Raw genomic sequence first — 22,222 nt, forward strand, 5'->3', positions numbered from 1 at the left:
GCGCGTCAGCGATGTGCGGCCAGGACCTCTTCCAGGATTTCGGCGGCGCGGACGATGTCGGCATAGCCCAGATATAGCGGGGTCAGGCCGAAGCGGATGATGTCGGGCTCACGAAAGTCGCCGATCACACCGCGTTCGATCAGCGCATCGGTGATGGCGCGGGCGTGGGGGTGGCGGAAGGCGATGTGGCTGCCGCGTTGGGACGGGTCGCGCGGGACGACGCATTCGAGGCCGAGCGCGTCACCGGCGGCGGCGAAGGCATCGAACAGCGCCGCGCTCTTGGCCTCCAGCAGGGCGAGATCGATGTCGGCGAACAGGTCTATGCCAGCCTCCAACGCGTTCATCGCCAGCATCGGCGGGGTGCCCGCGCGCCAGCGTTCCATGCCGGTGCCGGGGCGGTAGCCATCCTCCATTGCGAACGGGGCGGCATGGCCCATCCAGCCGGAGATCGGGTTGGTAAGCGCGGCCTGATGCCGCCGCGCGACGTAAATGTAAGCGGGCGCGCCGGGGCCGCCGTTCAGATATTTATAGCCGCAACCGACCGCACAATCGGCGTTGGCGGCGTTGAGGTCGAGCGCGACTGCGCCGGTGCTGTGGCTGAGGTCCCAACAGATCAGCGCGCCTGAATCGTGCGCACGGCTGGTCCAGTCGGGGAGGTCGAAGCGGTGGCCGGACTTATAATGGACATGGGTGAGCAGGACGAGGGCGGTGCGGTCGTCGAGTGCGTCGGCCAGCGCGTCACGCGGAACCGCGCGCAGTTCGGCACCGAGGATGCAGCTTACCGCCCCCTCGGCGATGTGCAGATCGGTCGGGAAATTGCCGAGTTCGGTGACGATGACGTTGCGGGCAGGGTCACGTTGGAGTGCGGCGACGATCAGCTTGAAGAGGTTGACCGAGGTCGAGTCGGTGACGATCACCTCGTCCGAATCTGCGCCGATCAGCGGGGCGATCTTGCTGCCGATGCGCTGCGGTGCTTCCATCCAGCCTTCGCTCCAGCTGCGGATCAGCCGTTCGCCCCATTGCCGGTCGATCAGGTCGCGGTTCGCGGCGACGGTGGCGCGGGGCAGCGGGCCGAGCGAATTGCCGTCGAGATAGATTACGCCGTCGGGCAGCAGAAACCGGTCGCGCAGGTGGCGCAGCGGATCGGCGGCGTCGCGCGCGCGGGCTTCGGCGAGGTTCATCGGGGTGCGCGCTGGATCAGGCGGACGGTCGCGGCCCAGGCGGCGCTTTCGGGGGCGATCAGCTCGACATGGCCGGTGCGGGGGACGATGTGCTGCGCCACGCGATCGCCCGCCGCCTGTGCCTTTGCGACATAATCGTCGGCAAGGCGCATCGGAATGATGCGATCCTCGCGCCCGTTGACCAGATCCTGTCGCACGCCGAGCGGGAGCAGGCCGGGGACCGAGGTGTCGGCATAGACATCCGGATGGCTCGCGGTCGGCGGGCCGGTGAGCTTGGCGACGACATCGGTGCCACAGCCATTGTCGGGGCTGGCGGCGGTCAATTTCAGGTCGGGCAGCCCGCCAAGGCTGACGACGCGCGCGATACGCAGCGGATCGCCCCCGGCCAGCGGGCTGGTCTTGGGCAGCTTGCGCCGTCCGGCCAGCCACAGCGCCAGATGCCCGCCCGCCGAATGGCCGACCGCGACGAGGTTGCTGGTGTCGAGCTTCAACCGCGCGGCATGGCTGCGCAACAGGTCGGTCGCTGCGGCAGCATCGCGGAAGGTGCCGGGATAACCGCCGCCCGCGACATCGACGCCGCGATAGTCGATATTCCAAACCGCGATGCCGCGTTTGCGCAGATCGTTGGCGATCCAGTTCATGATGCTGCGATCTGCGATCCCGCTGGTCCAGCAGCCGCCATGGACCATCAGCACGGTGGGGATGCGACCGCTCTTGGCCTTGGGCAGCCAGACATCGACCTTTTGATAGGCGTCGGGGCCATAGCTGAACGTTGCATCCGGCGCGGGGCGTTGGCGGCCCAGCAGGTCGGGCCACTTCATCAGCGGCGCGTCTGCGACCGGGCCGGACGGGGTTGGGACGGGCGGTGATTGCTGCGCGGAACAGGCGGTAGCCAGCGCGAGGGAAAGCAGAAGGGCTGTTCGCATGAGTCCGGACCTAGAGCATGATGGCTTCATCTTGAACCAACCACGTCGCCCCGGGCTTGACCCGGGGTCCCGCTAATGGCGACCGCTCGAAGAAGCGGGACCCCGGGTCAAGCCCGGGGTGACGAGAAATCACTGTAATGTCAGCATGCTATAGCCGAGCGGGAGGGCGGATACTATCCAAACGGCTTTCAGCGGTGGGCGAGCGCCCAGGCGACGGCGACGCGGCGCGCGGCGATCGGCTTGACCTTGGTCATCGTGAACTGCGACTCCGCGTCGAAGCCGGGCCGGTCGCTGGCTTCCACGATACGGCCCTGCATGGCGTCGGCCAGCAGGGTTCGCGCACCGGGCAAATGCGGGGTCATATATGACCAGATCGTTCCGAGCTGTTCGGCGGCACCGCTGCGTTCGGGGTCGCCCAAATCGCGACCGCCGGTGGCATTGAACACCCCGACCGCAAAAACTTCGGCCTCGGCATAGCGGCGCTGCGCGAGCAGATTGTCGGCGAGAAGGTCGCGCGAGATGCGCATTTCGTCATAGTCATCGGCCTTGCTGCGTATCGCCAGCGCACGGCGATGCAGCGCTTCGGCCTCCTTGTGTCGTCCCATGGCGTCGAGCGTGACCGCGAGGTTCGACAGATGGCGGGCAAGCGCCGGATGATCGGCACCGAACTTCGTTTCCGCCGTCGCCAGCGTTTCACGGTACAGCGCTTCCGCCTCGACCCTGAAGCCGCTGTGGTTGAGGCTGGTGGCGAGCGAGATTTTGATCGTTTCGATCATGTCCAGCTCGCCTGCGGCGCGGGCGAGCGCCAGCGACTCGCGATAGAGCGGGATCGCGTCCTGCTCCCGCCCCTGTTTGGCGATGGCGACCGCGAGATTGCCGAGCGCGCCGATGATCGCCTTGTCATCGCGCGGGACGATGGCGACGTTCGCGCCATAGGCATCGCGGAACAGCGCCTCGGCTTCGCTGTAGCGCCGCTCGAACAGGCGTAGTTTGCCCTTCAATGACGAGATCATGCCGAACATTTCGGGGTCTTTGCGGACGATCGGGAGCAGATAATCATAGGCGCGCGGCACGCTGCGCGCCGCCTCCGAATCACGACCACCGCCGACTTTCATCGTCAATTCCAGATCGGCGGCTGCCGCGCCCAGGAACAGCAGGAAGCACGCGCCCGTGGCCTTGTTGTCGCGTTCGCAGGCATCGGCGGCGGGGCGAATGATCATGATGACGGCGGTCAGGTCGCCCGCCGCCAACGCCGCTTCATAGCCCGGCGGGTAAAGTACGACATCCTCGGCCCGCCCCTCATCCTCCGTCTGGGCAAGCGCAGGCAGCGGCGCGGCCAGTGCCAGGGTCAGCAGGATGCGGGCGAGCTTCATGGCTTTGTCCTATGCCATGCGGGGGCGAAAATCAGCAGACAATGACGGTCAGGTGCCCATCGCGGCGTTTGGTGTTTGTCATGCGACCTGTCGCGTTGCTATCGCCGCCGCATGGCAACCGATCTGACCGACCCCTTCAACGCTATCGTCGACGCACCGTTCGATAGCGCGCTGTCCGAACGTTATCTGGTCTATGCAATGTCGACGATCACGGCGCGGTCGTTGCCGGATGTGCGCGACGGGCTGAAGCCGGTGCATCGGCGGTTGCTGTGGGCGATGCGGTTGCTGCGGCTGGACCCGTCACAGGGCTACAAGAAATGTGCGCGCGTCGTCGGCGACGTCATCGGCAAATATCATCCGCATGGCGATCAGTCGGTCTATGACGCGATGGTGCGGTTGGCGCAGACCTTTGCGCTGCGCTATCCGCTGGTCGACGGACAGGGCAATTTCGGCAATATCGACGGCGATAATGCCGCCGCATACCGCTATACCGAGGCGCGGCTGACGCAGGTCGCGATCGACCTGATGGAAGGGCTCGACGAGGACTCCGTCGATTTCAAGCCGACTTATAATGGCGAGGAGAATGAGCCGGAGCTGTTTCCCGGGCTGTTCCCGAATTTGCTGGCCAATGGCGCGGCGGGGATTGCGGTCGGCATGGCGACAAGCATTCCGCCGCACAATGCCGCCGAGATCATCGACGCCGCGATCCTGCTGATCGACCGGCCCGAGGCGGATGACGCGGCGGTGCTGGAGCTGGTGCGCGGTCCCGATTTTCCGACCGGCGGCATCGTCGTCGACAGCCCGGCGTCGATCGCCGAATCCTATGCCACCGGGCGCGGCGGGTTTCGCGTGCGGGCGAAATGGGCGCTGGAGGATCAGGGGCGCGGCACCTGGCAGATCGTCGTCAATGAAATCCCGTACGGGGTGCAGAAGGGCAAGCTGATCGAGCAAATCGCGGCTTTGGTGAACGACAAGAAATTGCCGATCCTGGCCGATGTGCGCGACGAATCGGATGCCGAAATCCGCATCGTGCTGGAGCCGCGCGCGCGCACCGTCGACCCGGAGACGCTGATCGAGAGCCTGTTCCGGCTGAGCGATCTGGAAGTCCGGGTGCCGCTCAACCTCAACGTGCTCGACCACACGCGCACGCCGCGCGTGATGAGCCTGCGGCAGGCGATTGTCGCGTGGGTCGATCATCAGTTCATTGTGCTGCGCCGCCGCAGCGAACACCGGCTGTCGAAGATCGCCGACCGGATGGAGCTGCTCGACGGCTATATCATCGCCTTCCTCAACCTCGACCGCGTGATCCAGATCATCCGCACCGAGGATGAACCGAAGCCGATCATGATGGAAGAATTCGGGCTGAGCGACCGGCAGGGCGAGGCGATCCTGAACATGCGGCTGCGGGCGCTCCGCAAGCTGGAGGAAATGGAGCTGCGCAACGAGCGCGATAAGCTGGAAAAGGAAAAAGGCGAGCTGGAGACGTTGCTGTCGAGCGATGCGCGCCAGCGCACGCGGATGAAGCGCGACCTGGGCAAGATCCGCACGCGTTATGGTCCCGAAACCGCGCTGGGCGCGCGCCGGACTTTGGTGGCGGAGGCGGCCCCGGCGCGCGAAATCCCGCTGGAGGCGATGATCGAACGCGAGCCGATCACCGTGATCCTGTCGCAACGCGGCTGGATCCGCGCGATGAAGGGGCATGTCGATCTGGCTTCAGCCGAGACGCTGAAGTTCAAGGAAGGCGACGGCGCGTTCATTTCGTTCCACGCGCAGACCACCGACAAATTGCTGCTGGCGGCGGAAAATGGGCGATTCTACACGCTGGGTGGCGATAAATTGCCGGGCGGGCGCGGGTTTGGCGAGCCGTTGCGGCTGATGATCGACCTCGACGGCGCGACCGGGATCGTCAGCCTGTTGCCCGCACGCACCGCCGCGAAATTGCTGGTCGCGGCGAGCGACGGGCGCGGCTTTCTGGTCAAGAGCGAGGATGTCATTGCCGAGACGCGCAAGGGCAAACAGGTGGTGACGCCGCGCGCTGGGGCCGTGCTGAAGCTGGTGCGTCCGGTTAAGCCCGACGACGATTATGTCGCGGCGATCGGCGACAATCGCAAATTGCTGGTGTTTCCTATCACCGAACTGGCCGAGCTGGCACGCGGGCAGGGGGTGCAGTTGCAGCGCTATCGCGACGGCGGGCTGTCGGATGCTGTCACCTTCCGCTTTGCCGATGGGCTGAGCTGGCAGATGGGCGGTGGACAGGGACGGACGCGGACCGAAACCGATCTGATCCGCTGGCGCGCGGCGCGCGGGGCGGCGGGGCAATTGCCACCCATGGGATTCCCCCGCGACAACCGCTTCTGACGAAAGCATTTTTGTCGTTCGTCTTTAGTCGGCTTTAACCAAGTCGCTGTAGCGCCAGAATTGATGCTGTTGTCCCGCCGAACCAAGGGCAAAACCGAACCTGCCTTGGCGCCGATCGAGGTCGACGATGCACGTATACTCGGCCCGAGTGTCACGGCGCAGATTCTCAACATGCTCCCGATCCCGGCGGCCGTGGTCGAACTGAAAGATGGTGGGCTGGTGTTCGAGACGGTGAACCGACCGTTTCGCCTCGCCGGGCTGGGCACGGTGGCGGATCAGTCGCCGCTGGTGACGCTGCTCGGCACGCGCATTGCCGCCTTCATCCAGTCCGACGATACCGAAGTCGAGATTGACTGGGAGGTCGGCGACGCCGTCGATTGCCGCTATTTCCGGGTCAGAATGGCGCGGCGCGCATCGCAGAAGGCGAGCGGGCGGTGCCTAGTGACGCTGATCGACCAGACCGCCGAATTGCGCACGCAGCGGAGTCTTCGCCGCGAGATGCTGACCGACAGCCTTACCGGGCTGGCCAATCGCGCCGGGTTCGGCGAGCAGCTGGAAAGCGAGATCGAGCGGTCGGGCATCGATCGCTATGCAGTGCTGGTCATCAATCTCAACCGGTTCAGCCGCGTCAATTCCTGCATGGGCGGCCTTGCCGGGGACGAATTGCTGATTTCGGTTGCGCGGCGCGTAAAGGGGGCGCTGCGCGCGCATGACGTGCTGGCGCGGACCGGGGGCGATGAATTCGCCATCCAGCTGGCACTGGACGACGGGCCGACCGAAGCATTGCATGTGGCGAAGCGGATACAGAATGCGCTGACCACCCCGTTCCGGCTTTCGGATTTCGAGATTCGTGTCGATTGCTCGATCGGGATCGCGGTTGGCGATGCGAGCGTCGCCGATGGCGAGGACCTGATCCGGCACGCCCAGTTCGCGATGAAGCGCGCGAAGAAGACCGGGCGGACCGAAGTTTATCAGACGCATGCCTTCGATCTGGCGCGCGTGCAGTTCAGTATCGAGACCGAATTGCGCCGCGCGATCGACAATGGCGGGCTTACGCTCAACTTCCAGCCGATCTGCGACCTGGCGACCGGCAGGATCACGTCGTTCGAGGCGCTGGCACGCTGGACCACCGAGCAGGGTGCCGTCATCTCGCCCTGCGACTTTATTCCGGTTGCCGAAGAATCGGGGCTGATCGTACCGCTGGGTCGCTGGGCGATGCATGAGGCGGCGCGGACCATTGCCGAATGGGATGGACTGGCCGGGGGCGATTGCGGCGTCAATGTCGCGGTCAATCTGTCGGCGATCCAGCTTCAGCGCGACCAGATCGCGCCGATGGTCGAGGCGGCGCTGGCGGCGAACGGGGTGGAGGGGCGGCGCATCGTGCTCGAACTCACCGAAAGCGCGCTGGTCACCGACCCGGACCATATCGCACGCACCATGCACGCGTTGAAAGCGCTCGGTACGACATTGGCGATGGACGATTTCGGCACCGGCTATTCCAACCTCGCCTACCTCCAGAAGCTGCCGATCGATGTGCTCAAGATCGACCGCAGCTTCGTCTCGGGCATGCTTGCCGACCGTGACAAGATTGCGATCGTGCGCGCCGTGCTCAGCCTGGCGCAGGCGCTGGGCATGCGGACGACGGCGGAAGGGATCGAAACCAACGAGTTGGCGCAGACGCTCGCGGCGCTGGGATGCACCTATGGTCAGGGCTTTCTCTATGCCCAGCCGCTGCCATCCGCTGCGGCCTATGCGCTGTTGCCGGTCGCCAGCAATTCGGCGACCACCGCATCGGCGATCTGACCGGCGCGCGCCGCGTTGGGGAAACCTTCGGCAATCCAGCGGTCTTCGATCAGGCGCAGCGCATGTGCGACTTCCGGCCCTTTCGACAGTCCGCGCTCGATCAGCGCGCCGCCGGTGAGCGGCAGGCGCGGCGGGGTCCAGCCGCAGATTGCGGCGGCGTCTGCCTCGCGTCCGGCAAGCAACAGGCGATCGACGGCGAAATCGACGCCGATGCGATAGGCGAGCGGCTGTGCCCCTCCGGCCAGATCGGGCTGGATCGCGCTGGCAAGCGACTGGCGCTCGGCCTTTGACAGCCGCAGGCGCGCGCCGACCGATTCGTTGACGGCGGAATCGGACGGCAGCACGGCGGCGAGACGGCGGATCGCGCTCGTATCGATGCCAGCGTTGCTCTCCAGCGCCGCCAGCCGTTCGACCCGGTCGATTCCGGCATTGTCGATCTCCGGCAGCACGGGCTTTAATATGCCGCGATCGATCATCAGCCGCAGCACGCGCACCGCGTCGCGCGCGATCAGCAGCTTGAGCACTTCGTCGCGGATGCGCTCGCGCGAGAGAGCCATCAGGTCGTTGGCGCGGGCGGTGCAGGCTGCCAGCCCGTCGGGATCGGCCTGATCCCCGAAGCGCGCGAGGAAGCGGAAGAAGCGCAGGATGCGCAAATGATCCTCGGCAATGCGCTGAAGCGGATCGCCGATGAAGCGGATATGCCGCGCCTCCAGATCCGCCAGCCCGCCGAAATAGTCGAATATCTCGCCCGTTACGGGGTCGGCGGAGAGTGCGTTGATGGTGAAGTCGCGGCGTGCGGCGTCCTCGCGCCAGTCATCGGTAAAGGCGACGGTGGCGCGGCGGCCGTCGGTGGTGAGATCGCGGCGCAAGGTCGTCACTTCGACCACGGTCCCGCTGCTGACGGCGGTGATCGTGCCGTGCGCGATGCCGGTCGGAATCGCCTTGATGCCGGCGCGCTCGAGCAGTTCGACAACCCGTTCGGGCGCGTGGACGGTCGCCAAATCGAGGTCCGATACGGGCAGGTCGAGCAGCGTGTCGCGTACCGCCCCGCCGACGTAGCGGGCAGTGCCGGGACCGAGCGCCGCCGTCAGCCGTTCGAGGCCGGGCCAGTGCCTCCAGTCGGCGTCAGGGAGCGTTACGCTGCCCATCGCAGCCGCCGCGACAGATTGACCAGCATTGCGGCGGTCGCACCCCAGATCCGATGACCGTCCCATGCGATCTCGTAATAATGGCGGTTACGACCCTGCCACTCGACGCTCGCCTCGATCTGGTTGGCGGGATCGAGCACGAAGCCGAGCGGCACCTCGAATACGGCGGCGACCTCGCCCGGTTCGGGGGTAAAGACATGGCCGGGGGCGATCACGCCGAGCACCGGCACCACCTCGAACCCGGTCACCGTGCGATAGCGATCGACGGTTCCGATCAGCTCAACCGCATCCGGCGACAGGCCGATCTCCTCATGCGCCTCACGCAGCGCGGCAGCGACCGGGCCGGCGTCGCCGGGATCGATGCGGCCGCCGGGAAAGGCAACTTGTCCGGCATGGCGGCGCAGCGAATCGGTGCGGCGGGTGAGGATCACGCCGGGTTCGGGGCGGTCGGTGATGGCGACCAGCACGGCGGCGGGGGTCGGCGCGGCGTCGTCGGCTATGTCGAGATCGCGCGAATCGCCGCTCAACAGCACCGGCGCGTCGTCATGCGCCGCATCAAGCGCCGTGCGCAACCGATCGGCCAGCGTCACGCCGACACCGTCATGCGGGCTGGATCGGAAAAAACGCGCCCCGGCTCCAGATACCCGGCGGGTTCGATCCATTGTCGAGCGCCAGTGCGGCGATCTCATAATAGATCGCGCGCGAAATCAGCGCCTCCAGCCCGCCACGGACGTGGAGATAGGGGTGGGGACCGTCGTCATGCTCCTCGAAGCGGATCGCATGGTCGGGCCCGGCGGGCACGAGGTCGCCGGTGTTGAGGCGAAAGGCGATTTCCGCCGTTTCGCCGCTGCCCTCGATCTTTATCTCGACCGCGACGAACGGGGCATCCTCGACATCGATGTCGAGCTTTTCCACCGGGGTGACCAACACATGCCGCCCATCGGGTTCGCGGCGTAATATAGTCGAGAACAGCTGCACCATCGCGGCGCGGCCGATCGGCGAATTCTGGTGAAACCAAGTGCCGTCGCGCGCGATGCGCATGTCGCTGTGCCCGCAATGTTCGGGGTTCCAGCTGGCGACCGGGGGCAGTTTCTGTTCGTCCGCCAACCGCGCGATTTCGGCAAGGGACAGGCTGGCAAGGTCGGGGATCGGCGTCATAGGCATTTGCGTGGCGTTAGGCGCTTTTCGCCACGGCGGTAAGGGTTCGCGCACGCGGTCCGACGATTCCGGCGCAATCCGGCGCAGCGCCGCGCGCCAGCAAGCGCCGCGCTTCGAACGGGCCGGGCAGTTGCCACTGGCCGGTCGTCTGCGCGTCGAAGCCGAACTGGTCGTAATATTCGGGATCGCCGATCAGCATGAGGATGTCCGCGCCGGGAATGCCGCTTGCGTCGGCGACCTCGATCGATCGCCACATCAGCGCGCGCCCGATCCCCACATTCTGCCGTGCGGGCGACACCGCAACCGGCCCCACCATCACCATCGGGGTTGCGCCATCATCGCTGTCGAGCGCGACCGGCCAGCATTGAATGCTGCCGACCAGCGCGCCGTCCTCCAGCGCCGCGAAGCTGAGCGCGGGAATCGCCGCCATCCCTTCGCGCACACGATAGGCGGTGCGCCCGTGACGATCCGCGCCAAACGCCGCGTCGAGCAGCGCTTCGACCGCTTCCGGCGGCACATCGGCAAGGGGGACCAGATCGAACAATTCAAAAATCTCCGGCGTCCGGCGGGTGGATGCCGGGGGCGCGCGCCTTTAGCGGTCATCGGTGCTGTCGCAAAGCTGAATCCCCCCGCAACCCCGGCCCGACCGCCATTGCCGTTTCGCGGCCCGGACCCTATTGGCGCGACGATCTTCCAAAAGGCCATATTCGTTGCACGATCTTCTCCAGCTTCAGGTACGCGATTTCGAGGTACAGGTGCTAACCGGCGTCTATTCGGAGGAGACGCATTTGCCACAGCCGCTGCGCATCTCGATGACGGTGGACATGATCCCGCCCGATCATTTCGCGCCGGATACGCCGCTCAGCGCGTCGAAAAGCTATCTCGATTTGAAGCATGCGGCGAGCGGCGCGTTGCCGCCGGGGGTGCATTTCACGCTGATCGAGGGGGTGGCCGACCATATCGCCGACACGCTGTTCACGGGTGATTCGCGCATCCAGAGGGTGCAGGTCGAGATCGTCAAGCTCGCCATCGCGGAGGCGGACGAGAAGATAGGGATTACGCTGGTGCGGTATCGGAAGTAGTTTGTTCGCATCGGCGTGAGCGGATCAAACTACCTCCGGCACGCGCCCAGTTGCTGTATCACGAACTGATAATCCTCACGCGCGATCGCGGCGTTGGCGGGATCGTCGGAGGACAAGCTCGTTCCCGGCAGCGTGCGCGGGAGGCCGCAGGCGAGACGATACCACAGCAGCGTGTCGCGCGGCGGCGGTCCGGCGGCATCATCGACGATCTCACCCAGCGCCACCGCCCAGCGGCGCTGTTCGCCCGGGCGGCGCAGGATCGACAGTGAAATCGGCGCGCCGGTCGCGGTCTGGACGAAAATCTGGGTCTCACCCTCGCCCGGCAAGGTGCCGGGGACATGGAAGGCGTTGCCCAGGCCAGTGACGGCGGGCGGCGCGTCGCTCGCCACCACTTCCCGCACCACGCGGCGCACCATCGCATCGAGATCGGCCGACCAGTCGCGCTGAGCATCGATCGTGGCCAATTGGACCATCGTCGCCTGTCCCGCGACCGGCCGCGCGAACAGCAGCACGCGGCGCTTGTTCAGTTTCGGCACGCGGCCGCGCGCGTCGAGCGGCACATCGACGACATAGCCAACCCGCGTCGGCATCGCACTGGCGGCGCGAATCAGCGCCAGCACATCGGCCTCGACATAGAAACGCGCGCGCCCCGCTGGCACGTTCGCGGCCTCCGCGCCCTTGATTCGCGCGGCGCTGCGAATGCGCGCATCGAGCACAACGGGCGATTCGAGGATTAAATCGGCGACCGCCGGATAGGCAGGCAGCACCATCCCGGACTCGGCAACGATCTGCGCCGCCACAGGCGTCAACAAGTGGGGGGAAGCCGCGACAATGGCGGCAAAAAGCGAGATGAAACGGGTCCGGAACATGCCCGACAGGGTAGGCGAATGTCCCGCCGCCATACAGAAATATTTCTGCAGCATGATAATTATACGTTTATTGCGTCCGACAAAGCGTTTGCGTCACGCAAAGCGCCGCGATAGGACTCGGGCCTCTATCGGGTGAGCATATGCGGCTCACACTGATCGAGCCACGCCGATAAAGATGCCAGAGTGCCGGGCAACGGCGCGGCCGAATGAAGGAGTTAAGTTGCTGAATGGCCTACGCAGATCGTGATGTAGGAGGCAGCCGAGTCGTGGCGATCGTGATCGTCGCGATAATTCTGGCCATTACTGGTTACGTGTTCGTAACCGGCCTCGCTTACAAATATATCAAGGAAAAAGCGGAGAAAATGGACGTCTTCGACATCGAAGAGCCACCGCCCCCGCCGGAGGAGGTTCCACCGCCGCCACCGCCACCAGACAGCCCGGTTCCGCCGCCGCCGACTACGGTGGTCGTGCAGAAGCCGATTGTTCAGGTGCCGGCGCCAGCGCCGAACATCAACCTGAGCAACGTCATCCCGCCGAGCCAGCCGCCCACGCCGCCGGCCCCGCCGAATCCGCCTGCGCCGCCGGCTCCGCCAGCGCCGCCAGCGATCAGCAAGGCCGCAGCTCCAAGGGGTAATCCTTCCTCGTGGGTTACGAATGACGACTATCCTCCGGCCGCGCTTCGTGCTGGCGATCAGGGTTCGGTCGGCATCACGTTCACAATCAACGCGGCGGGCCGCATCGAAGCTTGCTCGGTGAGTTCGTCGTCCGGATCATCGGCACTCGATCAGGCGACATGCCGTCTGGTCGAACGGCGTGGTCGGTATACGCCGGCGCTCGATGCAGCAGGCAACCCCATCTCAGGCGGGCGTAAAACGCTGCGCTTCCGGTGGCAGATCCAAGAGTAACCGAACACATCAAGCTGGCCGCGCCAGCAAATTGAAAATTCTTGTAAGGGAAAGAACCGCACATGCTGACCACCATTCTCGCCGCCGGAGCTGCTGCCGGCGCACCGCCGCCCACCAATTTCGACATCCTGCATGCCATGAACGAAGGCGGCGTGATCGCATGGGGCACCGCCACCATCCTGACCGTCATGATGTTCTTCTCGCTCTACATCCTGTTCACCAAGGTGTTCGAGCAGCAGAAGATCCTCAACCAGTATAAGCGCGTCCGCGCGACGTTCTGGAACTCGAACAGCCTGCGCGAAGGCGCGGCGAAGCTCGAGAAGGACTCGGCCTATCGCCAGATCGTCGACGATGCGCTGCTGGCACAGGACCAGTATAAGGAGCTGACCGATCCCGTCGAAGCGCATGACTGGCTGCACGGTTCGCTGCAGCGTTCGGAAGGCACGATCAACTCGCAGCTGGGCAACGGCCTGTCGTTCCTGGCAACCGTCGGTTCGACCGCACCGTTCATCGGTCTGTTCGGTACCGTGGTCGGCATTTTCCGCGCGCTCATCAAGATCGGTGCAGAGGGCGATGCCTCGATCGGTACCGTCGCGGGTCCGGTCGGTGAAGCTCTCATCATGACCGCGCTCGGCCTCGTCGTCGCGGTTCCGGCGGTGCTTGCCTACAACTGGCTGCAGCGTCGTAACAAGACGATCGCAGAACAGATGAGCGGCTTCTCGAACGACGTGCTGGGTTACCTGGCTTCGGACGGCCGCGTTCGTCCGGTCGCGCGCGGTGGCAAGGCGCCCGCGCCGAAGCCGCCGGTCGCAACCACTGCCAAGGCCTGAATTCAGGCTGACGGCCGCGCGGTGGTGACCCTCACCATCGCGCGGTCAGCTTCCGGGTCCTTGCCCGAAGACAGGATGCGAAAGATAGGATTGCGCCAATGGCGATGAGTGTAGGCGGATCGTCCGCCGAAGAAAAACCGATGTCCGACATCAACACCACGCCCCTCGTGGACGTGATGCTGGTGCTCCTGATCATCTTCCTGATCGCAATTCCCGTGGCGATCCAGTCGGTCGAGCTGGAACTGCCAAAGGTTGCGTTCGAGCCGACCCAGACGAAGCCGGAGAATGTTCTGCTCGCGATTCGCGGCAATCCCGAAGGCAGCAATTGCCAGGTGTTCTGGAACCAGACGCCGATCACCAGCGGTGAATTGCTGAAACGCGGTGCGGACAAGCTGAAGGCCGTGGTCGATCGTCTGGGTACGAACATCACGCCGGACGACATTCCGGAAGTGCATATTCGCGGTGACATCAACACGCCCTATCGCTGCATCGGTGGCGTGATTTACACGATGCAAAATGCCGGGTTCGTGAAGGTGGGCTTCATTTCCCAGCCGAAGCCCGGCACCGCCCCGGCGCAATAAGAACGAAGTTCAGGAGTAGACGTCATGGCAATGAGCGCCGGCAAAGACGATGGCGAGCCGATGATGGAGATGAACACGACGCCGTTGATCGACGTCATGCTCGTGCTTCTCATCATGCTGATCATCACCATCCCCGTGCAGACGCACGCGGTGAAGGTCGATCTGCCGCAAAATACCGAGCCTCAGGCCCCGCCGCCGGTGGAGCCGCAAAAGAACAAGATCACGGTCGATCCGGCTGGCCTGGTCTATTGGAACGGCAACCAGATCGATCTGGTCACGCTGCGCCAGTATCTGGACCAGAGCGTCCAGATCAGCCCTGAGCCGGAGCTGCACTTCCAGCCCGATCCGCAGGCGCGGTACGAGAAGGTCGATGAGGTGCTGGCAGTCATCAAGCGGTCGGCAGTGACCAAGCTGGGCTTTGTCGGCAACGAGCAGTATCGCAACGACTTCTGATCCGGTTTCCGGTTCGCAAATCGATTAGGGGGTGGCTTTGGCCGCCCCTTTTTTTGTGCGCGCCGCCCGCGCGCGCTGCGCGCCATGAATTGCAGCAAACGCACTTGCCTGTGTGAAACATTAGTGACACGTATGTGTCATTGAAATGTAACAAACAGGAGAAGATGTCATGCGTGCCGTTATCGCCTCAATTGTTCTGGCCGCGCCGCTCGCCCTGATGCCCGCGGCGCATGCGCAGGTTCGTGAGGACCCGAACGCCAGCGTTGCGATCCAGAGTGGCGACTATGCGGCGGCGGAGCGCAAGCTGATCGCCGAGCAGAAGATTTTTCCCGCACGCACCGAAGTGCTGCTGAACCTCGCCGCCGTCTATTCAAAGACCGGACGCCATGCCGAGGCGCGCGCGATTTACAACCGCGTGATGACGCAAAAGCCGGTGGCGATGGACGTTGCCGATGGTCAGGTCGCGCCGTCGCATCTGGTGGCGGGACGCGGGCTGCGCCAGCTCGACGCGGCGCGTCAGGCTTCGCGCTGATTGGCTACGGGCGGACGTCGGTCCGCCCGGATGCGCTAAAACGTATGACATCACAGTGATTTTTTGTCGCCCCGGGCTTGACCCGGGGTCCTGCTATCAGCGAGCCGTTCGAAGAAGCGGGCCCCGGGTCAAGCCGGGGGCGACGGTTGGGTCTAGCGGAGGTGATCATGCTCTAAAGTCGCGGCAACGTGACGCCGCGTTGGCCCATATATTTGCCCGCGCGGTCGGCATAGCTGGTCTCGCACGGTTCGTTCCCCTTCAGGAACAGGAACTGGCACGCGCCCTCATTCGCGTAGATTTTCGCGGGCAGCGGCGTGGTGTTCGAGAACTCCAGCGTGACATGCCCCTCCCATTCCGGCTCGAGCGGGGTAACGTTCACGATGATGCCGCAACGCGCATAGGTCGATTTGCCGAGGCAGATCACCAGCACGTCGCGCGGCACCCGAAAATACTCCACCGTGCGGGCCAGCGCGAAGCTGTTGGGCGGGATGACGCAGACATCGGTCTTGCGATCGACGAAGCTGTTCGAATCGAAATTCTTGGGATCGACGATCGAACTGTCGATGTTGGTGAAGATCTTGAATTCGTCGGCGACGCGCGCGTCATAGCCGTAGGAGGACAAGCCATAGGAGATGCACCCCTCGCGCCGCTGCGCCTCGACGAACGGTTCGATCATGGCGTGCTGCTGTGCCTGTTCACGAATCCAGCGGTCGGAAAGAATGCTCATCGGTGCCCCTTATCTGCTCAAGGCATCGCCGGATTGGGGGGCGAGGGCAAGCCCGTTCACTGCGGCCAGCGCGCCTTGGCGTCGCAATCGCTGTTGCCGACGCCGAACCCACGGTCGAGTGGTTGAGCGAGGGCGGGATCATTGCATGGGTCGTCCAACTCATCGGCACGCCGAACGTGCCAATCGCTGGATCGCGGCGTGAAACCCGACGGGCCATAAGCGAGCAGAATGCGAAGCAAATCGCCACGCAATGCAGCGGCCGGATTGCCGCTATCTTCCGGCGGAGAAGCGTTGCTGGACATTGATTTCACGCGGCCATTGCGAACGCGTTCGATATCGACGCTTGTGCCGTCGGTTCCTCCCCAGTTGGGGCCTGTCCACCGGGACAGGTCGGTATCCAGCTCCTCGAACAGCGCATCACTCTCTTCCACCGGCAGAAAGAACGCGGCGGTTGCTACACTCTGGTCGAACTGATCCGTCCGGCGAACCCCCACCTGCGTCGTCCCACAGGCGCGCCTGTCGTCGGAACCGTCGCCTTTCCGCCGATCGCGCGGAAGACATCCGGACGGCAGTCGTCGAAGCGACATATAATAGGCGTAGCGGCCGAACGTGGGAGCGATCAGCACACGCAAACCTTCAGTTCCCAGATTTGAGAGCTTGTCACCACCAGCAAGTGTGGGTTTGATCGCAAAATCGCTGGCTAGAGGGCCGTCGCTGACCCCACATCCCGAACCTCTCCTGCATTCGTCGGAACACGCCGTGAGGAAAAGCGCGAGCAGGAGCGGCGCAAGTCGCATCACGTTACCCGATCCCCAGATCGCCCGGCCCAAACGCATGCGGCAACAGCTCTGACAGAAGATGCGTCTCGACCGCATCCCCCTGCGCCCCGGCGCAGTACACCGCCAGATCGCGACGACCCATCTGTGCCGCTTCGTTCAGCACCTGGCGGCAGCGGCCGCACGGGCGGATCGGGTCGAACCCATGCGCAACCCCGTCGGTCATCATGCCGCCGACGATGCCGACCGCGACGATTTCCCGCAGTTTCCCTTCCGCGTTGGCGCGCGCGACCGCGACCGTCTCGGCGCAGAGCGACAGGCCATAGCTGGCATTCTCGAAATTGGTGCCGGTGACGATGCTGCCATCGGTCATCAGCAGCGCCGCGCCGACCGCGAAGTTGGAATAGGGCGCATGGGCGTTTCGCGCCGCATCCCGTGCCGCCACGATCAGCATTGTTGCCTGTTCGTCGCTCATGGTGCCACCACATTCCAGTTCACGGGCCGATCGACCCCCTCGATCCGTCGCAGCGTGCTGCTCTGCCACATCCGCCACGGCCGCGCGAAATAATAGGGCGGGAAGAAATTGCCGGTGCTCCACAGCGGGCGGGGGATCGCGCCGCTGATCTGGTACTGCGTCTCGAAATCCGGGCTGATGCGCAGGATAACCGGCTTGCCGCTATGCGTTTCGATTACCGCCGCAAGCGTGCGGATCTCGCCCAGCACCACGTCGCGCACGGGTCGGGCGGGGCAATCGCCGTGAAAATCAAGGTCGATCGCTACCGGCAGCGCCCCGGGATCGCGCGACACCGTCGCCACGAAATTATCGGCCTGATCGCTCGCCAGTCGACACAGCGAGAAGACGTGGATCGCGCCACGCCGCACCCCGGCCTCGTACATCCCCGCCCAGTAATCGTGGAACAGCGCGTCGCGGGCATCGACGCCGATCGTCGCGCGGGCATAGGCAAAATCGACATCCATCGCCTTGACGGTAAACCAGTCGATTGCGCCATCCTCGTCCGATACGTCGATGCCCTGCACGCCATAATCCGCGCGCCCCGGCGCCCATGCCACGACGAACAGCCACGCGCACACGCCAACCAGCGCCAGTGCGAGCGCGATGCCTGCCCAGATCCGAAAGCGTCTCATGCCTTGATATGTAGCACGCAAATGAGCGTGAACAGCCGCCGCGCGGTGGCGAAGTCGATGGCGATCTTGCCCTCCAGCCGCTCCATCAACAGCCGTGCGGCCTCGTCATGGATGCCGCGCCGCGCCATGTCGATCGTCTCGATCTGCGCCGGGGTGGCGGCGCGAATCGCCTGAAAATAGCTGTCGCAGATTGCGAAATAGTCCCTGATCGGCCGCCGGAAGCGGGCGAGGCCAAGGATCAGGGTTTCGAGCAGGCTCTCGTCCTCGCGCTTGATATCGAGGCCCAGCCGCCCTTCCTGCACCGACAATGCAATGCGGTACGGTCCGGCATAGCCGTCTGGATAGGTGCGTTCGGGCGCGAAGCTGTTCTCCTCGATCAGGTCGAAGATAGCGATCCGCCGCTCCTGCTCGATATCCGCCGAGCGCCAGATGATGGTGCCTTCGTCCAGCGTGACGTCGATGATCCGGGGATCGGCCATGATCCGCCACTACCGGTCACAGCGGTCGTTCGTCCACAGGTTAAACAGGCAAGTGCGGCTTGAGCCGAACCGCCGGGGATGGGACAAGGGGGCATGGCCACTGTTTCATCGATTCCTTCCGCCCCGGCGGATGCCGCCCCGCGCCTACCCCAGAATGTCGAGGCGGAGGCCGCGCTGCTGGGGGCGATGATGATCGACAACCGGCTGGCCGACGATCTGGTCGAAGTGTTGCAGGATTTGCACTTCTTCGAGCCGGTGCATGGCCGCATCTTCAAGGCGATCAAGACGCTGCGCAAGAACGACATGCTGGCGACGCCGGTGACGCTGCGCCCGTTGTTCGAGAAGGACGAGGGGATGGCTCAGCTGGGCGGTCCGGCATATCTCGCGCAGCTGACCGGATCGGGCGCGGGACTGATCGGATCGCGGCAATTTGCGCGGCAGATTTACGATCTGGCGTTGCTGCGCGAGCTGGTGACGGTTGGCCGCACGATGGTCGACAAGGCGCTGGACACCAGCGAGGACGTCAACCCGCGCGAACAGATCGAACGTGCCGAGGAGGCGCTGTTCAAGGTCGCGGCCGACGGCGGCACCGCCAACACGGTCAAGTCGTTCAACGAAGCGACCAAGATCGCGCTGGAAATGGCGAAGCGGGCGCAGAGCTCGGGCGCGGGTCTGGCTGGGATCACCACCGGGTTCGAATCGATCAACACCCGCATCGGCGGCCTGCACCACTCCGATCTCATCATCCTCGCCGGACGTCCCGGCATGGGCAAGACATCGCTGGCGACCAACATCGCGTTCAACGCCGCGCGGCGGTTCATGGATGATATCAGCTTGGGGATTGAGCCGAAGAAGTCGGTCGGCGCGAAAGTCGCGTTCTTCAGCCTGGAAATGTCGGCAGATCAGCTGGCGCTGCGCGTGTTGTCCGAGCAGTCGAAGATTTCGTCTGAGTCGCTGCGCATGGGCAAGATCAGTCAGGCGGAATTTTCGCAGCTGGCGCGCGCGGCCGCCGAGCTGGAGACACTGCCGCTGTATATCGACGATACGGCGGGCCTGACGATTGGCGCGCTGCACAGCCGTGTGCGGCGGCTGCAGTCGAAGCATAATGGCGAGTTGGGGTTGGTCGTGGTCGATTACCTTCAGCTGTTGCAGGGCAGCGGGAATAGCCGCGACGGCAATCGCGTGCAGGAAATCTCCGAGATCAGCCGTGGGCTGAAGACGCTGGCCAAGGATGTCGGTGTGCCGGTGATCGCGCTGTCACAGCTGAGCCGAGCGGTCGAATCGCGCGAGGACAAGCGCCCGATGCTGTCGGATCTGCGCGAATCGGGGTCGATCGAGCAGGACGCCGACATGGTGTGGTTCGTGTTCCGCGAGGATTATTACGTCGCATCGCGCGAGCCGAAGATTCCGCGCGAAGGCGATGACGCGAAATTGTTCGAGGATCACGCCAAGTGGCAGAACGAGATGGCTGGGATTTTCGGGCTGGCCGAACTGATCATCGCCAAGCAGCGTCACGGTGCGACCGGCAAGGTGACGCTGAAGTTCGAGGCGAATATCACGCGGTTTAGTGACTACGCGGGCGATATCAGCGGGCCGTACGGGGACTGACCCGCACGGCCCGCCCATGACTCAAAAACGCCGGTGATCACGCCCGTCGATCGTGTCGCACGATCCGCGGAAGGCGTAGCTGGCGAAACCCTGAATGTTGATCCGCCCGCTGCGGCGATCGATCGAAACGCGAGGTTTGTTCATGCCGTTGAGGCGGTAGGTCGCGCGGATCTGACCCCGGTCGGTGGACACGTCGTTGAGATCCCACCAGCCGTCGCGGTTGGTGCCGCCCGAATGGATCGGCGGGATCAGCGATCTGGGCAGGCGGATGCGCCCGCCGCTATCCCATAGCTGGATCGTCACCGATGCATCGAACTGTTCGCGGGTGAGTTCGGTGCGGTTGCCGAAGTCATAGCGATCGGTGCGATAATTCCATTGCCAGCCATAGCGGGTGGCGACGCCGGGCTTCTGGCCCTCGCCGAAGCAGATCAGGCCCATCGAGATCGGTCGTCCGCCGGGCCAGCCGCCGCCATCGCCGGGGCGGTCGGGCCGGTCGCCACCGCCCGGACGATCGGGACGGACGGGGCGGTCGTCGTCCCAGCCGGGGCGATCGGGGCGTCCGGGAGCGGGGCCAGGGCGATTGCCAGCCTGTTGACGACAATCGGGTTCGGGCGAAGTCGTGATCGCCTCATAGCGGCCATCGACGGTGGCAATCGTCACGCACTGGCGGCGTTGCGCGTTCCACCAGGTCGTCCATTTGCGATCGTCGCCGGTCTGGGTGCGAACCGCGACGTAGCCGCGCCGCTGAATCTCCCCCTCGGCCTGTCCGGCGCGTGCGCCGGCCATGTCGCGCAGGTCATAGGGTGTGTCCTGCGCCAGCGCGGCAGGGGCGAAAGCGCCAATCCCGGTGACGAGGGCGGCGGTCGGCAAGATGCGATGGTCCATGTAAATTCTCCCACAAAAAGAGAAACCTGTGTCTGAACCTTGTCGAGTCGCATCGGCACGGCCCATAACCATCCTACAAACACCACAGCCGGGTTAAAGGTTCACGACGATGCATTTCATGGGGCTGCTGAAATCGCTCGACGAATTGCTGTACGAGGTGATGTCGTGGCTAGTGTTCTACCCGCTCACCTTGTGGCGGGTGTTGCAACGGCCGCTGGAGATGATGGACTATTCCGATCGCGAGCTGCACCAGAGCGCGGCGGAGCAATATACCGATACGCTGACGCCGCCGCTGTTTCTGCTTGTGTCCCTGCTGCTGTCGCATGCGCTCGAGCTGGCGTTCGTGGGGGATAGCACGCTGGTGCGAAGCAATCACGGGCTTGCCGCGCTGGTCAAGGACGACACCAGTCTGGTGCTGCTGCGGCTGGTGACCTTCAGCCTGTTCCCGCTGATGTTTGCGGTGCGGCTGGTGCGCGCGCAGCACAAGCGCCTGACCCGTGAATCGTTGCGCCCCGCATTTTATGCGCAATGCTATGCGGCGGCGCCCTTTGCGCTGCTGATTGGCATCGGCACGCTGCTGACGACGGCGCATCGTTTTTGGTGGGCGGGTCCGACAGGGCTGACGATCATTGGCCTAACCCTTCTCGTTTACGGAATCGTGCAGTCGCGGTGGTTTGCCGCGCATCTGAAACGGTCAACGTTGGTTGGTTTTGGCCATGCGAGCTTTGCGATGGTCGTGAGCTTGATGATGATCCTGCTGGTCGCACCGCTGTTCGCGTGATTCAGCCGCCCAGCGTTTGATCCTGCAGCGCAAACCAGGCGAGCGCAGCGTCGAACTGGGCGATTTCGAAGTCGGGCCATAGCTCGTCGCAGACGTAGAAGTCGGCATACACCGACTGGACCGGAAGAAACCCGCTGAGCCGCCGTCCGCCGCCCCAGCGCACGATCAGGTCCAGCCGCGAAATCTGGGCGGAGCGCAGGCCGTCGTCGCGCAGCCCGGCGAGGTCCCATTCCCAGCCATAGTTGATCAGCAAGTTGACCTTGATGTCGCCGCTGGTGCGTTCACGGAAGGATGTGAGTTCGGGCGGGAACATTGCCGAGTTCGCATCACCCATGACCAGCACCGCCGCGCCCTGATCCGCGATCGTTCGGGCGAAAGCGACTGAGGCGGAAGTGAAGCGTTGGGTTTGCGCCGCCGGACGTTTGGTATTGTCCTTGGTGAAGCAATAGATCGAGACTTCCTCGACGCCGCGGTTTTTGCACGCTTCGAACAGTTGCAATCCAGGCTCGATCCCGTGGGCATAACCGTCTTGTTTCGCGAGGCCGTGATCCGCAGCCCAACGTCGATTGCCGTCGGGGATGAAGCCGATATGGCGGGGAAGACGTCCCTTGGGCATGCAGT

General features: G+C 64.5%; 25 protein-coding genes. 10 read left to right on the forward strand and 15 right to left on the reverse strand.

Translation table 11 applies throughout. From position 1 onward, the window contains the following. Positions 1 to 5: 5 nt before the first annotated feature. The 3 genes from kynU to U1702_RS16065 form a co-directional block, all read right to left on the reverse strand. Positions 6 to 1,181 carry a kynureninase gene (gene kynU / locus U1702_RS16055; RefSeq protein WP_332726180.1) on the reverse strand — a complete coding sequence of 392 codons (1,176 nt, stop codon included), beginning with the start codon at positions 1,179 to 1,181 and terminating at the stop codon, positions 6 to 8. Next, a complete protein-coding gene (locus U1702_RS16060; RefSeq protein ID WP_332726181.1) occupies positions 1,178 to 2,002 on the reverse strand; it encodes an alpha/beta hydrolase in 825 nt (274 codons plus the stop codon). The genes kynU and U1702_RS16060 overlap by 4 nt, the downstream gene beginning before the upstream one ends. A 293-nt stretch (positions 2,003 to 2,295) precedes the next feature. Next, positions 2,296 to 3,480 carry a tetratricopeptide repeat protein gene (locus tag U1702_RS16065; protein WP_332726182.1) on the reverse strand — a complete coding sequence of 395 codons (1,185 nt, stop codon included), beginning with the start codon at positions 3,478 to 3,480 and terminating at the stop codon, positions 2,296 to 2,298. A gap of 111 nt (positions 3,481 to 3,591) precedes the next feature. On the opposite strand from U1702_RS16065, the gene parC reads away from it, so the two are divergent. Then, positions 3,592 to 5,838, forward strand: coding sequence for a DNA topoisomerase IV subunit A (parC, locus tag U1702_RS16070; protein ID WP_332726183.1), 2,247 nt, complete (start codon positions 3,592 to 3,594; stop codon positions 5,836 to 5,838). A gap of 171 nt (positions 5,839 to 6,009) precedes the next feature. After that, a complete protein-coding gene (locus tag U1702_RS16075; RefSeq protein WP_332726409.1) occupies positions 6,010 to 7,641 on the forward strand; it encodes a putative bifunctional diguanylate cyclase/phosphodiesterase in 1,632 nt (543 codons plus the stop codon). Here the strand turns inward: U1702_RS16075 and U1702_RS16080 are convergent. From U1702_RS16080 to U1702_RS16095, 4 genes are read right to left on the reverse strand one after another with little or no spacing between them, the layout of a single operon-like run. Further along, positions 7,587 to 8,789 carry a CCA tRNA nucleotidyltransferase gene (locus U1702_RS16080; RefSeq protein WP_332726184.1) on the reverse strand — a complete coding sequence of 401 codons (1,203 nt, stop codon included), beginning with the start codon at positions 8,787 to 8,789 and terminating at the stop codon, positions 7,587 to 7,589. The two genes, U1702_RS16075 and U1702_RS16080, sit on opposite strands and share 55 nt — an antisense overlap. Continuing rightward, positions 8,777 to 9,379 carry a CoA pyrophosphatase gene (locus tag U1702_RS16085; protein WP_332726185.1) on the reverse strand — a complete coding sequence of 201 codons (603 nt, stop codon included), beginning with the start codon at positions 9,377 to 9,379 and terminating at the stop codon, positions 8,777 to 8,779. Before U1702_RS16085 ends, U1702_RS16080 begins: the two co-directional genes overlap by 13 nt. A gap of 10 nt (positions 9,380 to 9,389) precedes the next feature. Then, positions 9,390 to 9,953, reverse strand: a complete 564-nt coding sequence (locus U1702_RS16090) for a DUF1285 domain-containing protein (RefSeq protein ID WP_332726186.1) — start codon at positions 9,951 to 9,953, stop codon at positions 9,390 to 9,392. A gap of 10 nt (positions 9,954 to 9,963) precedes the next feature. Then, the gene (locus U1702_RS16095; protein ID WP_332726187.1) at positions 9,964 to 10,491 is read right to left on the reverse strand and encodes a GNAT family N-acetyltransferase; all 528 of its coding nucleotides are present in this window, start codon (positions 10,489 to 10,491) and stop codon (positions 9,964 to 9,966) included. A gap of 166 nt (positions 10,492 to 10,657) precedes the next feature. Between U1702_RS16095 and U1702_RS16100 the strand changes: the two genes are divergently transcribed. Next, the gene (locus tag U1702_RS16100) at positions 10,658 to 11,029 is read left to right on the forward strand and encodes a dihydroneopterin aldolase (RefSeq protein WP_332726188.1); all 372 of its coding nucleotides are present in this window, start codon (positions 10,658 to 10,660) and stop codon (positions 11,027 to 11,029) included. Between the two features lie 29 nt (positions 11,030 to 11,058). On the opposite strand, the gene U1702_RS16105 is transcribed toward U1702_RS16100, so the two are convergent. Then, positions 11,059 to 11,841 (reverse strand): hypothetical protein, encoded by a 783-nt coding sequence (locus U1702_RS16105; RefSeq protein ID WP_332726189.1) that lies wholly within the window; start codon positions 11,839 to 11,841, stop codon positions 11,059 to 11,061. A gap of 323 nt (positions 11,842 to 12,164) precedes the next feature. Here U1702_RS16105 and U1702_RS16110 point away from each other — a divergent pair, with 323 nt between their 5' ends. The 5 genes from U1702_RS16110 to U1702_RS16130 all read left to right on the forward strand — a co-directional run bounded on the left by U1702_RS16110 (position 12,165) and on the right by U1702_RS16130 (position 15,199). Then, positions 12,165 to 12,803, forward strand: coding sequence for a TonB family protein (locus U1702_RS16110; protein WP_332726190.1), 639 nt, complete (start codon positions 12,165 to 12,167; stop codon positions 12,801 to 12,803). Positions 12,804 to 12,865: 62 nt separating this feature from the next. Continuing rightward, a complete protein-coding gene (locus U1702_RS16115) occupies positions 12,866 to 13,633 on the forward strand; it encodes a MotA/TolQ/ExbB proton channel family protein (RefSeq protein WP_332726191.1) in 768 nt (255 codons plus the stop codon). A 98-nt stretch (positions 13,634 to 13,731) separates the two neighbouring features. Further along, positions 13,732 to 14,214 carry an ExbD/TolR family protein gene (locus tag U1702_RS16120; RefSeq protein WP_332726192.1) on the forward strand — a complete coding sequence of 161 codons (483 nt, stop codon included), beginning with the start codon at positions 13,732 to 13,734 and terminating at the stop codon, positions 14,212 to 14,214. A 24-nt stretch (positions 14,215 to 14,238) separates the two neighbouring features. After that, on the forward strand, positions 14,239 to 14,667 hold the full coding sequence (locus U1702_RS16125; protein ID WP_332726193.1) for an ExbD/TolR family protein: 429 nt from the start codon (positions 14,239 to 14,241) through the stop codon (positions 14,665 to 14,667). Positions 14,668 to 14,836: 169 nt separating this feature from the next. Next, the gene (locus tag U1702_RS16130; RefSeq protein ID WP_332726194.1) at positions 14,837 to 15,199 is read left to right on the forward strand and encodes a tetratricopeptide repeat protein; all 363 of its coding nucleotides are present in this window, start codon (positions 14,837 to 14,839) and stop codon (positions 15,197 to 15,199) included. Positions 15,200 to 15,371: 172 nt separating this feature from the next. Here the strand turns inward: U1702_RS16130 and dcd are convergent, their stop codons facing one another. Genes dcd through U1702_RS16155 form a run of 5 tightly spaced genes read right to left on the reverse strand, consistent with a single transcriptional unit; the run spans position 15,372 to position 18,327 of the window. Next, a complete protein-coding gene (gene dcd, locus U1702_RS16135) occupies positions 15,372 to 15,926 on the reverse strand; it encodes a dCTP deaminase (protein WP_332726195.1) in 555 nt (184 codons plus the stop codon). A gap of 56 nt (positions 15,927 to 15,982) precedes the next feature. After that, positions 15,983 to 16,726 carry a hypothetical protein gene (locus U1702_RS16140; protein ID WP_332726196.1) on the reverse strand — a complete coding sequence of 248 codons (744 nt, stop codon included), beginning with the start codon at positions 16,724 to 16,726 and terminating at the stop codon, positions 15,983 to 15,985. A gap of 1 nt (position 16,727) precedes the next feature. Continuing rightward, positions 16,728 to 17,177, reverse strand: a complete 450-nt coding sequence (locus U1702_RS16145; RefSeq protein ID WP_332726197.1) for a cytidine deaminase — start codon at positions 17,175 to 17,177, stop codon at positions 16,728 to 16,730. Next, the gene (locus U1702_RS16150) at positions 17,174 to 17,848 is read right to left on the reverse strand and encodes a GH25 family lysozyme (protein WP_332726198.1); all 675 of its coding nucleotides are present in this window, start codon (positions 17,846 to 17,848) and stop codon (positions 17,174 to 17,176) included. The genes U1702_RS16145 and U1702_RS16150 overlap by 4 nt, the downstream gene beginning before the upstream one ends. Beyond that, positions 17,845 to 18,327, reverse strand: coding sequence for a UPF0262 family protein (locus tag U1702_RS16155; RefSeq protein ID WP_332726199.1), 483 nt, complete (start codon positions 18,325 to 18,327; stop codon positions 17,845 to 17,847). Before U1702_RS16155 ends, U1702_RS16150 begins: the two co-directional genes overlap by 4 nt. A gap of 93 nt (positions 18,328 to 18,420) precedes the next feature. Between U1702_RS16155 and U1702_RS16160 the strand changes: the two genes are divergently transcribed. Then, on the forward strand, positions 18,421 to 19,935 hold the full coding sequence (locus tag U1702_RS16160; protein WP_332726200.1) for a replicative DNA helicase: 1,515 nt from the start codon (positions 18,421 to 18,423) through the stop codon (positions 19,933 to 19,935). Positions 19,936 to 19,956: 21 nt separating this feature from the next. Here the strand turns inward: U1702_RS16160 and U1702_RS16165 are convergent, their stop codons facing one another. Continuing rightward, positions 19,957 to 20,820: a hypothetical protein gene (locus tag U1702_RS16165; protein WP_332726201.1), complete on the reverse strand. Its 864-nt coding sequence runs from the start codon at positions 20,818 to 20,820 to the stop codon at positions 19,957 to 19,959. A gap of 109 nt (positions 20,821 to 20,929) precedes the next feature. Here U1702_RS16165 and U1702_RS16170 point away from each other — a divergent pair, with 109 nt between their 5' ends. Continuing rightward, positions 20,930 to 21,601, forward strand: coding sequence for a hypothetical protein (locus tag U1702_RS16170; RefSeq protein WP_332726202.1), 672 nt, complete (start codon positions 20,930 to 20,932; stop codon positions 21,599 to 21,601). A gap of 1 nt (position 21,602) precedes the next feature. Here U1702_RS16170 and U1702_RS16175 read toward each other — a convergent pair whose 3' ends face one another. Next, positions 21,603 to 22,217 carry an undecaprenyl diphosphate synthase family protein gene (locus tag U1702_RS16175; protein WP_332726203.1) on the reverse strand — a complete coding sequence of 205 codons (615 nt, stop codon included), beginning with the start codon at positions 22,215 to 22,217 and terminating at the stop codon, positions 21,603 to 21,605. Positions 22,218 to 22,222 lie beyond the last annotated feature (5 nt).

The organism is Sphingomonas sp. LT1P40 (genome assembly GCF_036663835.1).
Classification (GTDB): domain Bacteria; phylum Pseudomonadota; class Alphaproteobacteria; order Sphingomonadales; family Sphingomonadaceae; genus Sphingomonas.